The following is an 11964-nucleotide window of genomic DNA, read 5'->3' as shown; positions in this document are numbered from 1 at the left end:
GCGGGCCCTCCGGCGCCGGTGGCACCGTAGAGCACGTCAGCCCGTCGAAGACGGTGACACGAGACCTCGGAAGGAGGACCGGCCATGGCGATGGAGCAGCTACGACTTCGACTGCCCAAGGCGTCGCACGCCTGCCCCGGCCGGTATCCCCTCTCCTAGAGGCCCCCTGGCCGAGCCGCCGCGAGCGACGCCTCGCACAGACCTGCGGCTCTACCCCAACAGGCAGAGGGGCCATCCCCAGATGGTGGACGTTCCGGGTTCGAATCCCGGGAGCCGCACGCACGCCTCCGTAGTCCAACGGTAGAGACAGCGGCATGAGGTGCCGTGTGCTGGGGGTTCGAATCCCTCCGGAGGTACGAAGCGGGCCGCGGGCCCGCCCACGGGGCGGCGCCGACGCGGGAGAGTCGGGCCTGTCTGTAAAACAGGTGCAATGTCTGAGTGGGTTCGAATCCCACCCGCCCCACCCGGAGTCCCCGGGGCCGCGCCTAGCGCTGGCGCTCGTGGATGTACAGCTCCTTGCGGCCGGCGGGCCCGACGGAGCGGTGGTCGGGCACCGGCAGCTCGTAGCGGACCTTCCGCAGATGGTCGCCGTACTGCCGGTCCGCGTTGTAGACGGACCGGAACTTCCAGATCGACCTGGCGAAGTTCGTCTGCCCGTGCCACAGGTGGCGGCCCATGATGCCGAGCGTCTGCGCCGCCGCCGCGACGCCGAGATGCTTGCGGTTCATCACCGACTGGGTCTTCACCAGCTCGCGGTAGAACTCGTACAGCGGCAGGTTCGTCGGCACGACCGCGTGCTGGATGTCGAAGAGGCGGTAGTCGCGCGTCGTCAGCTTGCGGGACTCGGTGTGCCAGATCTCCGTGCCGGGATAGGGCGTCATGACGGTGAGGTTGACGATCTCGGGCACCGACAGCGCCCACTCGCGGACGAGCGTGAACTGCCGGGCGTCCCAGGCCGGGTCCACGATCAGGTTGATGGCCACGGTGAGGCCCATCTTGCGGGCGAGCTCCAGCGCCTTGATGTTGGTGTCGGGGCTCGTCCGCTTGCGGTACCGGTCGAGGCCCTCCTCGTCGAGCGCCTCCATGCCGAGGAACATGTAGTTCAGGCCGAGCCGCCGCCACCGCTCGAAGACCTCGGGATGGCGCAGCAGCACGTCCGCGCGGGTCTCCAGGTAGTACTCCTTGCGGATGCCGCGCCGCTCCACCTCGGCGGCGATCGCGTCGCCGTGCTCCGGCTTGATGAACGCGACGTCGTCCACGATGAACAGGCCGGGCTCGCGGATCGAGGCGATCTCCTCCGCCGCGGCCTCCGGCGACACCTTCCGGTACGTGCGGCCGTAGAACGTCCACGCGCTGCAGAACGAGCAGTCCCATGGGCAGCCGCGGGTGAACTCGATGGACGCGGCCGGGTCCAGGACGCCGATGAAGTACTTGTGGCGGCGCCGGGTCAGGTCACGGGCGGGCCGGGGCGCGTCGAGGCTGTCGAGCAGCAGCGGCACCTTCTTGCACGTGCCGTCGGCGGTCACGGCGCCCGGCACCTCGCCGAGGCCGCCGTCGCGCGCGGCCTCCAGCAGCAGCGGCGCCGCCACCTCGCCCTCGCCGCGCAGCACCGCGTCCAGCGCCCCGTTCGCCTGGTCGAGGACGTGCGCCGCGATGAACGAGACGCTGTGCCCGCCGGCGAACACGAAGCACCCCGGCAGCCGGCGCTTGACCTCCTTGGCGAGGTCGATCGTCTCCGGCACGTTGGCCAGGTAGTTCACCCCGAACCCGACGGCCTCCGGCCGGAACTCCTGGAGCTCGCGGCGCAGGTCCTCGTGGGTGAACACCTGGAGGTCCAGCAGCCGCACCTCGTGGCCGGCGGCGCGCAGCGCGGCGGCGACCCGCTCGACGCCGAGCGGTTCCAGGCGCAGGAAGATCTCCGAGTACATCAGTCCGCTGGGATGGACCAGGAGAGTGCGCATCGGGTTCCCTTCCCAGGCGCGTCGGCCGTTCGCTGTGGTGCCGGATCGCTGTGGTCCCGCAAAACGCGGCGCTCCGGACAGCGGACTGTTACCCGTGATGACGGAGAGTTAACGAGTTGCCGGAGCGGCGGGCGTTGAACTAATGTCTGGACATGTGTCCGGAGAAGTGTCGACCGAGCCCACGCGCCGCCGCCTGACGCCGCGGCAGGCCGATACGGTGCGGCGGCTCACCGACGCCGCCGTCGAGGAGGTCCGCGACACCGGCTACGAGGGGCTGACCGTCCGCAACGTCGCCCGCCGCGCGGGCGTCGCGCCGGCCACCGCCTACACCTACTTCGCGTCCAAGAACCACCTGATCACCGAGGTGTTCTGGCGGCGGCTCAGCGCGCTCCCGCCCGTCGAGACCGGCGAGGACCCCGACGTCGCCGGACGCGTCGAGCGGGTGCTCCGCGAGATCGCGCTGCTGGTCTCCGACGAGCCGGAGCTCGCCGCGGCGTGCACCACCGCCATGCTCGGCACCGACCCCGACGTCCGGGAGCTGCGCGCCCGCATCGGCGTCGCGATCCGCACCCGGCTGCGGGACGCCCTCGGCGACCACGGCGACCCCGCGGTCCTCGGCGCGCTGGAGCTCGCCTACTCCGGTGCGCTCCTGCACGCCGGCATGGGCTACACCTCCTACACCCGCATGGCCGACCGGCTCGCCGAGATGGCGCGGCTCATCCTGCCCGCCGGGGGACGGCCCGGCGCCCGCTAGATCTGGCCCTCCGGCTTCGCCGGGATCGTCGCCTTGATCGCCGGGGTCAGCTCGATCAGCACGTCCCCGGCCGGCCGGTACTTCGCCGGGACCGTCACCTCGACGTACGCCTGCCGGCCCACCGCCGTCCACGTCACCGGACGGTCCACCGGCTGCCCGAACCAGCTGATCCCGTTGATGTCCACCAGCTCCGACGTCTGCCGCAGCGCGGCCGGGATCGGCACGCCGCAGCGCAGCGCGATCGCCGGCGACCCCCACGCCGCCGTCAGCTGCGAGTCCGGCTTGGTGTCGCGCAACGACTGGCCGTGCACCTTCGCGGGCAGCCGCAGCCCCTCGCAGAGCCGCCGCGTCGCCGCGTCCGGATGCGGGACGGGGACCTCGACCGCCCCGTCCCCGCACGCCGCGGGCAGCAGCGCCAGCGGGGCCAGCAGGACCGGCGCCCAGCGGAACCGGATCCTAGATGTGGACAATGGGGCAGGTGAGGGTACGCGTGATGCCCTCGACCGTCTGGATCTGCGCGACGACGAGCTTGCCCAGCTCGTCCACATTCCGCGCCTCCGCTCGGACGATCACGTCGTAGGGTCCCGTGACGTCCTCCGCCAGGGTCACGCCGGGAACGCCGGAGATGTGCCCCGCGACCTCGGCCGCCTTGCCCACTTCGGTCTGGATGAGGATGTAGGCCTGCACCATCACGTCCTCCCCGGGCGGAGAATTAGCCGTCGGACGGTCACCGTATCGTGTTACGCGGCGCGGCGGGCGTCCGGGGGGCGCACAGCGCGCGCACGGGCCCGGGCGAGCCCGGCGGGACACGGCCGCCGGGCGGCGAGAGGGCGGGAACGGGGCGGATGGGCAGCATCGGGGAGCTGGGCGAGTTCGGGCTGATCGGCCGGCTGACGCGGCGGCTCCCGCAGGGGCCGGACGTCCGGCTCGGCCCCGGCGACGACGCCGCGGTCATCGCCGCACCCGACGGCCGGGTCGTCGCCACCACCGACCTGCTCGTCGAGGGACGGCACTTCCGCCGCGACTGGTCCGGCCCCTACGACATCGGACGCAAGGCCGCCGCGCAGAACCTCGCCGACGTCGTCGCGATGGGCGCCCGCCCGACCGCGCTGCTCGTCGGGTTCGCGGCGCCGCCGTCCACCGACGCCGCCTGGGCCGAGCGGCTCTACGACGGGCTCGCCGACGAGTGCCGCCGCGCCGGGGCGTCCGTCGCGGGCGGCGACGTCGTCGGCGCGCCCGAGGTCACCCTCGCCGTCACCGCGCTCGGCGACCTCGGCGGCGGCGCGCCGCTCACCCGGTCCGGCGCGCGTCCCGGCGACCTCGTCGCGGTCCGCGGCCGTCTCGGCCACGCCTCCGCCGGGCTGGCGCTGCTCGCCGAGGGACGCGACGGGCCCGCCGAACTGCTCGCCGCGCACCGCCGCCCCGAGCCGCCGTACGAGGCGGGCGCCGAGGCGCGGGACGCGGGCGCGACCGCGCTCCTCGACGTCAGCGACGGCCTCGTCCAGGACCTCGGGCACCTCGCCGACGCGAGCGGGGTGCGGATCGACGTCGACTCCGCGACACTGGTCGTCCCGGAGGCCCTCGGCCCGGACGGGCTGCGGCACGTGCTCACCGGCGGCGAGGACCACGGCTTCGCCGGGACCTTCCCGCCGGATTCCCCGCCGCCCCCGTCCTGGACGGTGATCGGAACCGTAGGAAGGGGTGCCGGGGTGCGCGTCGACGGACGCGTCCCGGACGCCGCCGGATGGGACCACTTCCGGGGGTGAACGCCCGGTTGACACCGGGTGCCGACCGGGTGCGCTTTCCTCATCCGGTAGGCATGTTTGGTACTGGTTTGGTATACATCCTGTGATCGAAGAGGAATGGGATGGGACGACACACCAAGCGCGAGCAACCCGATGACGAGCCCGCGCCGGACGATCCGGCGCCCGCGGGTTCGTTCCTCGGAGCCCCTCCCGGACCGTCCTTCGACGCCTTCTCGGGCCCGACCGACGACCAGGTGTTCTTCTCGTACGAGGCCCACCCTCCCGCCTCCTCGCACGCTTCCCCCGCCGGTCCGCCGCCCGCCGCGCAGCGCCAGCACGGTCCCCCGGAACCGCACCGCTTCGAGCCCTATCCCGGCGACTACCCGGGCGACCTCCCCGCCGCCATGGCGGGCCACGACGACCGCTTCCCCAGCGCTCCCGGCGCCCTGGCCGCCTTCCAGTCGCCGCCCCCACCGGGACTCGGCGTCGACGGCTCCGCGCAGCCGCACGCCCTGGACTCCGCGGACTCCCCGGCTTCCGCAGCTTCCCCGCCTTCGACGCGGGCCCGGGTCGCCCGGCTCGTGTCCGCGCTTCCCGTCCCGATGCTGCCGATCGTCGCGCTCGTCATCGCCGTCGGCGTCGTCGCGTACGCGCTGAGCACCCAGCAGATCTCCCTCAACTTCGCCGGCGGCGGCGCCCCCAAGAACCCGGTCAACAACCCCCGCGACAGCCAGGTGTCCCAGCGCGGGCCGGGCAACCGCGCCAGCCGCGCGAGCCGCCCCGACGGGCTCGTCCTCGCCTTCCACGTCGTCTCCCGCACCAGCACCGCGTTCCGGGCCACCGGCACCGTCACCAACCGGGGGCAGAAGACGGTCAGCCGCTGGGCGCTCGCCTTCAAGATCCCGAACGTGACGGTGCGCGCGGTCAGCGGCGCGATCGTCGTGAAGACCGGCCAGCTCGCCTACGTCCGCGGCCGCACGGGTCTCGCGCCCGGCGGCTCCGCCCAGTTCGTCTTCACCGCGAACGGCACGCCGCGCAAGCCGACCTACTGCATCATGAACAAGCTGGCCTGCGCCATCCTCTGAGCTCCCGGACCGCGCGCCGCATCGCGCGATACATCGCCATAAAGTGGACGTCATGCAGCAGAACGCGTCCGCGCCCCGCCAGGCCCCGCCCCTCGTGCTCACCATCGCGGGCTCGGACTCCGGCGGCGGCGCCGGCATCCAGGCGGACCTGAAGACCATGCTCGCGCTCGGCGTGCACGGGATGAGCGTCATCGCCGCCGTCACCGCGCAGAACTCCCTCGGCGTCCAGGGCTACTGGGAGCTGCCCGCCGAGGCCGTCCGCGCCCAGCTCGACTCCGTCCTCTCCGACATCGGCGTACACGCGATCAAGACCGGGATGCTCGCGTCGACCGTGCTGGTCGAGACCGTCGCCGAGGCGCTCGCCGCGTCCGGCGCCCCGTCCGTCGTGGACCCCGTCGGCGTCTCCAAGCACGGCGACTCGCTGCTGGCCCCCGACGCCGTCGACGCCGTCCGCTCCGTGCTGCTGCCCGCCGCCACCGTCGTCACCCCGAACCTGTACGAGGTCGAGCAGCTCACCGGCGTCAAGGTGGTGGACGAGACGGGCCTGCGCGAGGCCGCCGAGGCAGTCAAGGCGCTCGGCCCCCGCTGGGTGCTGATCAAGGGCGGCCACCTCCCCGGCGAGCCCGCCGACCTGCTGTTCGACGGGGAGCACGAGCACCGCTTCACCGCGCCGCGGCACGACAACCGGCACACCCACGGCACCGGCTGCACCCTCGCGTCCGCGATCGCCTCGCACCTCGCGCTCGGCGACGACGTCCCCGCGGCGGTCGGCAAGGCCAAGGAGTACGTCACCGGCGCGATCGCCGCGGGCTTCCCGCTCGGCACCGGCATCGGCCCCGTCGACCACGGCTGGCAGCGTTCACTGCGATCCCGGCTGTGTTGACGGCAATCCCGGCCCGAGGGGCTCGCCTGGCGGCTCGCCCCTCGACCGGGCTTGGGCGAGCGCGGCATCGCTTCGCGATCTTCCCGGTGGAGGCTCGCCTCCGGCGTCGCCTCCACCGGTCAGGTCACGCGCTCGCGCGACGGCCGGGCTGCTGATCTGAACGGGCCCGGGCATGCGAAAGCCGGTTCACCGGGCAACCCCGATGAACCGGCTCAGGCGTGCTACCTGCGGTCAGACGGTCGGCTTGACGATCTTGCCGGCCTTGATGCAGGAGGTGCAGGCGTTGATCCGCTTGGTGCTGCCGTTCACGACGGCGCGCACGCGCTGGATGTTGGGGTTCCAGCGGCGCGGGGTGCGGCGGTGCGAGTGGGAGACGCGCATGCCGAAACCGGGTCCCTTGCCGCAGACGTCGCAGACGGAAGCCACGGGAAACTCCAAGTGGTGTCGATGCTCTACCGGAGCGCCGCCCGTCGCCGCCGCGGGCGGGGCCGGGCATCGTGGGCGCTCACTGATCGCGCCTCGGACGAGGCGCACGGATCAGACTAGCCGAACGGCCCATGACTAAGCGAATCGAAGCCGCGGTCAAGGCTCTGGCGCCCGGCGGGGAGGGCACTGCAAGATGACCCGATGGTCCTTGATGCGGCGGCGGTGCGCCGGTGGTGCAGGCTCGCGGCGGACGCCCTCGGCCGCACCCGCGGGGAGATCGACGCGCTGAACGTCTTCCCCGTCCCGGACGGCGACACCGGCACGAACCTGCACCTCACCGTCCTCGCGGCGGCGGACGCGGCGGACGCCCTGCCGTCCGGGGCGGGCGAGGCGGACGCGTGGCGGGCCGTCGCGCAGGCCGCGCTGCTGGGCGCCCGGGGCAACTCCGGAGTGATCCTCAGCCAGGTCCTGCGCGGCATGGCCGACGTGCTCGGCTCCCCGGCGGAGCAGGGCGGCGCTGCGCTCGCGGAGGCGCTGGAGCACGCGTCCGTGCTGGCCAGGGCGGCGGTCGAGCATCCCGTCGAGGGCACGATCCTGAGCGTGCTGGGCGAGGCGGCGTCGGCGGCGTCGGCGGCGTCGGAGGCGTCGGAGGCGTCCGCGACGGGCGTCGACGGGACGGCCCGCGCGGCGGCGGGCGGGGCGCGCCGGGCGCTGCGCCGCACGACCGGGCAGCTCGACGTGCTGGCCCGCAGCGGCGTGGTGGACGCGGGCGCCGCCGGGCTGTGCGTGGTGCTCGACGCGCTCGCCGCCGTGATCACCGACGAGTACCCGGAGCACTACGAGGTCCCGGCGCGCACCGCCGGGACGGCGCCGCCGCCCGGCGAGCGCCCCGAGCCGCAGGGCCCCGGTTACGAGGTCATGTACCTGCTGGACGCGCCGGACGAGGCCGTCCACCGGCTGCGGGAGAGGCTCGACGGCCTCGGCGACTCCCTCGTCGTGGTCGGCGGCGACGGCCTGTGGAACGTCCACGTGCATGTCGACGACGCGGGCGCCGCGATCGAGGCGGGCCTCGCCGCCGGGCGCCCGCACCGCCTCCGTGTCACCTACCTGCACGCCGCGTCCGCGGGTGAGCCGCACGCGCCGCACGCGGGCCGCGCCGTGGTCGCGGTGACCGCCGCCGACGGGCTCGCCGCGCTGTTCGAGGAGGCGGGCGCGCGGGTCGTCCGGCGCGAGCCCGGCGCGGTGCCGCCGCTGGCGCTGCTGGCGGAGGCGATCCTCGCGGCCGGTGACGAGGTGGTGGTGCTGCCGAACGAGCCGGAGGTCCTCGCGCTCGCCGAGGCCGCCGCCGAGCGCGCGCGGGACGGCGGCGCGCGCATCGCGGTGGTCCCGGCGAAGGCGTCCGTGCAGGGGCTCGCGGCGCTCGCGGTACACGACCCGCTGCGCCGGTTCGGCGACGACGTCATCGCGATGACCCGCGCCGCCGGCGCCACCCGGTTCGGGCACCTGGAGGTGGCCGCGGAGGAGGCGGTGACGAGCGTCGGCCTGTGCCGTCCCGGCGACGTCCTCGGCCTGATCGAGGGCGACGTCGCGACGATCGGCGCCGGCATAGCGGAGGTCGCCCGGCGCGTCCTGGACCGGATGCTGTCGGGCGGTGGCGAGCTCGTCACCCTGATCGCCGGGCGCAACGCGCCGCCCGGGCTGGCCGAGGGACTGGAGGAGCACCTGCGCGGGGGCCGTCCCGATGTGGAGGTCTGCCTCTACGACGGGGCGCAGCGCCGCTACCCGCTGCTCATCGGAGTCGAGTGATTCGTGTCCCCGCCATGGGCTAGAAAGGAGTCCGTGGCGAATCTCGACGAGCCGTTGCGCAAGGTTCTCGGCGACAAGACGGCCAAGGTGCTGGAGAAGGGCCTCGAGCTGCACACGGCCGGCGACCTGCTGCACCACTATCCGCGCCGCTACGCCACCCGGGGCGAGCTGACGCCGCTGAACGAGCTGCTGGACGGCGAGCACGTCACCGTCATGGCGGAGGTCGTGAAGGTGCAGGGCCGCTCGCTGACCCGCAGCCCCGGCTACGTCCTGGAGATCACCGTCACCGACGGCACCGGGCAGCTGAAGCTGAGCTTCTTCGGCCGCAAGGGCTCCTATCGCCCCGAGAAGGACCTGTCGCCCGGCACCCGCGGCCTGTTCGCCGGCAAGATCAGCACCTACCGGCCGCGCAGCGGGAACGTCCAGCGGCAGCTCACGCATCCGCAGTACAAGGTGGTCGCGGAGCGCACCGCCGAGCAGGCCGCGCAGGAGTGGGCGGACGAGATCATCCCGATCTACCCGTCGACCAAGGGCCTGGACATCGAGACGATCGGCAAGTCCGTCGGGATGGTCCTCGACCAGCTCGACCTGCCCGCCGACCCGATGCCGGAGGCGCTGCTGCGCCGCCGCAACCTGATCGGCCTGCGCGAGGCGTACGAGGGCATCCACCGGCCGAAGTCCTGGGACGAGCTGACCCGCGCCCGCAACCGCCTGAAGTGGGACGAGGCGTTCGTCGTGCAGGTCGCGCTGGCGCAGCGCAGGCTCGCGGCCGCCGCGCTCCCCGCGAAGCCGCGCCCGCCGTCGTTCGGCGGCGTCCTCGCCGAGTTCGACGCCCGCCTGCCGTTCGAGCTGACCAAGGGCCAGCGCGAGGTCGGCGACGAGATCGCCGCCGACCTGGCCCTCGAACACCCCATGCACCGCCTCCTCCAAGGCGACGTCGGCGCCGGTAAGACCGTGGTCGCGTTGCGGGCGATGTTGCAGGTGGTGGACGGGGGCGGGCAGGCGGCGCTGCTGGCGCCGACCGAGGTGCTCGCGCAGCAGCACTACCGGTCGATCACCGGGATGCTCGGCGACCTGGCGCAGGCCGGGCAGATCGGCGGCGCCGAGCACGCGACGCGGGTGGCGCTGCTCACCGGGTCGCAGGGGGCGAAGGCGCGCAAGGCGGCGCTGCTGGACGCGGCGTCCGGCACGGCGGGGATCGTCGTCGGCACGCACGCGCTGCTGCAGGAGACCGTGCAGTTCGCCGACCTGGGGCTCGTGGTGGTGGACGAGCAGCACCGGTTCGGCGTGGAGCAGCGGGACGCGCTGCGCGAGAAGGTCGACGGGGGCCGTCCGCACGTGCTGGTGATGACGGCGACGCCGATCCCGCGGACGGTGGCGATGACGGTGTTCGGCGACCTGGAGACGTCGGTGCTGGGGCAGCTGCCCGCGGGGCGTTCGGAGATCCAGACGCATGTGGTGCCGCCCGAGCGACCGAACTTCCTCGCGCGGACGTGGGAGCGGATCCGGGAGGAGGCCGCGCAGGGCCGGCAGGTCTACATCGTCTGCCCGCGCATCGGGGAGAAGGAGGGCGACGAGGGCGACGCGGTCGCTGCCGACGAGGAGGGCCGGCGGTCCCCGCTCGGCATCATGGAGCTGCTGCCGCAGCTGGAGGAGCTGCTGTCCGGGCTGCGGATCGGGGTGCTGCACGGCAAGCTCCACCCGGACGAGAAGGACGCGGTGATGCGCCGCTTCGCTGCGCGGGAGCTGGACGTGCTGCTCGCGACGACGGTGATCGAGGTCGGCGTGGACGTGCCGAACGCGACCGTGATGGTGATCATGGACGCGGACCGGTTCGGGGTGTCGCAGCTGCACCAGCTGCGCGGCCGGGTCGGGCGCGGGTCGCTGCACGGGCTGTGCCTGCTGGTGACGGACGCCGAGCCGGGGAGCAAGGCGCGCGAGCGGCTGGACGCGGTGGCGTCGACGACCGACGGGTTCCGGCTGTCGCGGCTCGACCTGGAGCAGCGGCGCGAGGGCGACGTGCTGGGCGCCGCGCAGGCGGGCCGCGCGTCGAGCCTGCGGCTGCTCACGCTGCAGCGCGACGAGGACGTCATCCGCGACGCGCGCGACGAGGCGACGTCGCTGGTCGAGGCGGATCCGGACCTGTCGGGTCATCCGGGGCTGGCGACCGTGCTGGCGTCGCTGCTGGACGAGGACCGCGCCGGCTTCCTGGAAAAGACGTAATTCCTACCTATTAAGTTGACTTTGCGCGCGCCCGCCGTCAGGATGGACGCGTGACCCCGAACGTGGCCCTCATCGCCCGACTGCACGTCGACCTGCGGCGTGTGGCCAGCGCCCTGTGTTCCCGTCGCTGATCCCGCCCGGGGCCGGGCGCCCGCCCGGCCCGTCCAGGACCGACGGCTTCCAGGAGGCCACACCATGACGATCACCCGGCTCGACGACGTGGAGGAGTCCCTCCGCGCGTCCGACCCTGCCACCCGCGCCGCCGCCGTCACCGCGCTCACCGCCGCCGTCCGCGCCGGCGACGCGCCGCGCGGCGCCGGCGACACCCTCGCCTGGGCGCTCGCCGACGAGGACCGCGACGTCCGCGGCCGCGCCGCCCACGCGCTGCGCCGGCTGCCGGAGCTGTACATCGGCGAGGACGGCATCGGCGCGCTGCGGCTCGCCGCGTCCCGCGGCCGCGACCGGCTCGTCCGCGACACCGCCGCCGAACTGCTCGCGATCCTGTCCCGCGGTGCCGGGGAGCTCTACGCGCAGGGTCTGCAGGACGACGAGCCGCAGGTCCGGACCCAGGCCGTGCTCGGGCTCGTCGCGCTCGGCGCCGTGCCCGAGGTCGCCGACGCGGCCGACGACCCGTCCCGCGAGGTGCGGGTCGCCGTCGCCGAGGGCCTCGCCCGGCTGTCCGGTCCCGCCGCGCTCGCCGCGCTGGAGCACCTGCTCGCCGACCACGACCCCGTCGTCCGGATGGCCGCGCTCGACGCGGCGGCGGAGCTGGGCGTCCCCGAGCGGCTGGAGGGACGCGTCGTCACCTCCACCGCGCACGCCAGCTGGCAGGTGCGGCGCCGCGCCGTGCGGGCGCTCGGCCGGGCCCGCGCCGAGGTCGCCGTCCAGCCGCTCGTCCGCTCCCTCGGCGACCGGATCGTCGACGTGCGGCGCGCCGCCGTGCAGGCCCTGGAGCAGTGGGCGGGGGACCGTCCCGAGGTGGTCACGGCGCTCACCGAATCCCTCACCGACCCGGACCCGGGTGTGCGCACCCAGGTCCGCTGGGCGCTCGCGTAGGCGTACGCGGGCCCGCGGGCGGGCC

General features: G+C 74.1%; 12 protein-coding genes and 3 tRNA genes. 11 read left to right on the top strand and 4 right to left on the bottom strand.

The features are described from left to right. Nucleotides 1–204: 204 nt before the first annotated feature. The 3 genes from F9B16_RS24815 to F9B16_RS24805 all read left to right on the top strand — a co-directional run bounded on the left by F9B16_RS24815 (nucleotide 205) and on the right by F9B16_RS24805 (nucleotide 463). Nucleotides 205–278: transfer RNA gene (locus F9B16_RS24815), tRNA-Leu, on the top strand. Nucleotides 279–283: 5 nt separating this feature from the next. After that, a tRNA-Leu gene (locus F9B16_RS24810) sits at nucleotides 284–356 on the top strand. 25 nt (nucleotides 357–381) lie between these two features. Next, nucleotides 382–463, top strand: a tRNA-Tyr gene (locus F9B16_RS24805). 22 nt (nucleotides 464–485) lie between these two features. Here the strand turns inward: F9B16_RS24805 and hpnR are convergent. Next, complete coding sequence (gene hpnR / locus F9B16_RS24800) at nucleotides 486–1961, bottom strand: hopanoid C-3 methylase HpnR (protein ID WP_151542523.1); 1476 nt, start codon at nucleotides 1959–1961, stop codon at nucleotides 486–488. Between the two features lie 154 nt (nucleotides 1962–2115). Here hpnR and F9B16_RS24795 point away from each other — a divergent pair, with 154 nt between their 5' ends. Further along, nucleotides 2116–2715 carry a TetR/AcrR family transcriptional regulator gene (locus F9B16_RS24795; protein ID WP_225991918.1) on the top strand — a complete coding sequence of 200 codons (600 nt, stop codon included), beginning with the start codon at nucleotides 2116–2118 and terminating at the stop codon, nucleotides 2713–2715. Here the strand turns inward: F9B16_RS24795 and F9B16_RS24790 are convergent. Together F9B16_RS24790 and F9B16_RS24785 are read right to left on the bottom strand one after the other, a co-directional pair. Continuing rightward, complete coding sequence (locus tag F9B16_RS24790; protein WP_225991917.1) at nucleotides 2712–3185, bottom strand: DUF3515 domain-containing protein; 474 nt, start codon at nucleotides 3183–3185, stop codon at nucleotides 2712–2714. The two genes, F9B16_RS24795 and F9B16_RS24790, sit on opposite strands and share 4 nt — an antisense overlap. Next, a complete protein-coding gene (locus F9B16_RS24785; RefSeq protein ID WP_151542521.1) occupies nucleotides 3172–3405 on the bottom strand; it encodes an Lrp/AsnC family transcriptional regulator in 234 nt (77 codons plus the stop codon). Before F9B16_RS24785 ends, F9B16_RS24790 begins: the two co-directional genes overlap by 14 nt. Nucleotides 3406–3560: 155 nt before the next feature. Here F9B16_RS24785 and F9B16_RS24780 point away from each other — a divergent pair, with 155 nt between their 5' ends. The 3 genes from F9B16_RS24780 to thiD all read left to right on the top strand — a co-directional run bounded on the left by F9B16_RS24780 (nucleotide 3561) and on the right by thiD (nucleotide 6428). Beyond that, entirely contained in the window at nucleotides 3561–4481 is a 921-nt protein-coding gene (locus tag F9B16_RS24780) for a thiamine-phosphate kinase (RefSeq protein ID WP_151542520.1), read from the top strand. Nucleotides 4482–4582: 101 nt separating this feature from the next. After that, complete coding sequence (locus F9B16_RS24775) at nucleotides 4583–5545, top strand: cellulose binding domain-containing protein (protein WP_151542519.1); 963 nt, start codon at nucleotides 4583–4585, stop codon at nucleotides 5543–5545. A 52-nt stretch (nucleotides 5546–5597) separates the two neighbouring features. After that, nucleotides 5598–6428 carry a bifunctional hydroxymethylpyrimidine kinase/phosphomethylpyrimidine kinase gene (thiD, locus tag F9B16_RS24770; protein ID WP_151542518.1) on the top strand — a complete coding sequence of 277 codons (831 nt, stop codon included), beginning with the start codon at nucleotides 5598–5600 and terminating at the stop codon, nucleotides 6426–6428. A 231-nt stretch (nucleotides 6429–6659) separates the two neighbouring features. Here thiD and rpmB read toward each other — a convergent pair whose 3' ends face one another. Beyond that, nucleotides 6660–6854 (bottom strand): 50S ribosomal protein L28, encoded by a 195-nt coding sequence (gene rpmB / locus F9B16_RS24765; RefSeq protein ID WP_067632165.1) that lies wholly within the window; start codon nucleotides 6852–6854, stop codon nucleotides 6660–6662. Between the two features lie 201 nt (nucleotides 6855–7055). Between rpmB and F9B16_RS24760 the strand changes: the two genes are divergently transcribed. From F9B16_RS24760 to F9B16_RS24750, 4 genes are all read left to right on the top strand, one after another. Next, nucleotides 7056–8660 (top strand): DAK2 domain-containing protein, encoded by a 1605-nt coding sequence (locus tag F9B16_RS24760; RefSeq protein ID WP_151542517.1) that lies wholly within the window; start codon nucleotides 7056–7058, stop codon nucleotides 8658–8660. Between the two features lie 33 nt (nucleotides 8661–8693). Next, complete coding sequence (gene recG / locus F9B16_RS24755; protein ID WP_151542516.1) at nucleotides 8694–10883, top strand: ATP-dependent DNA helicase RecG; 2190 nt, start codon at nucleotides 8694–8696, stop codon at nucleotides 10881–10883. Between the two features lie 50 nt (nucleotides 10884–10933). Continuing rightward, a complete protein-coding gene (locus F9B16_RS54180) occupies nucleotides 10934–11014 on the top strand; it encodes a putative leader peptide (RefSeq protein ID WP_404800517.1) in 81 nt (26 codons plus the stop codon). Between the two features lie 64 nt (nucleotides 11015–11078). Next, nucleotides 11079–11939 (top strand): HEAT repeat domain-containing protein, encoded by an 861-nt coding sequence (locus F9B16_RS24750; RefSeq protein WP_151542515.1) that lies wholly within the window; start codon nucleotides 11079–11081, stop codon nucleotides 11937–11939. Nucleotides 11940–11964: the final 25 nt, after the last annotated feature.

The sequence above is a fragment of the Actinomadura montaniterrae genome (assembly GCF_008923365.1).
Taxonomy (GTDB): domain Bacteria; phylum Actinomycetota; class Actinomycetes; order Streptosporangiales; family Streptosporangiaceae; genus Spirillospora; species Spirillospora montaniterrae.
Note: the sequence above shows the minus strand (reverse complement) of the source record. Positions and strands in the feature narration are given on the sequence as shown.

Bases quoted from the DNA above. Each gene is read 5' to 3' on its own strand.
- hpnR (WP_151542523.1), bottom strand. From the start codon at position 1,961: ATGCGCACTCTCCTGGTCCATCCCAGCGGACTGATGTACTCGGAGATC.
- F9B16_RS24785 (WP_151542521.1), bottom strand. From the start codon at position 3,405: ATGGTGCAGGCCTACATCCTCATCCAGACCGAAGTGGGCAAGGCGGCC.
- F9B16_RS24780 (WP_151542520.1), top strand. From the start codon at position 3,561: ATGGGCAGCATCGGGGAGCTGGGCGAGTTCGGGCTGATCGGCCGGCTG.
- F9B16_RS24775 (WP_151542519.1), top strand. From the start codon at position 4,583: ATGGGACGACACACCAAGCGCGAGCAACCCGATGACGAGCCCGCGCCG.
- thiD (WP_151542518.1), top strand. From the start codon at position 5,598: ATGCAGCAGAACGCGTCCGCGCCCCGCCAGGCCCCGCCCCTCGTGCTC.
- F9B16_RS24760 (WP_151542517.1), top strand. From the start codon at position 7,056: ATGGTCCTTGATGCGGCGGCGGTGCGCCGGTGGTGCAGGCTCGCGGCG.
- F9B16_RS24750 (WP_151542515.1), top strand. From the start codon at position 11,079: ATGACGATCACCCGGCTCGACGACGTGGAGGAGTCCCTCCGCGCGTCC.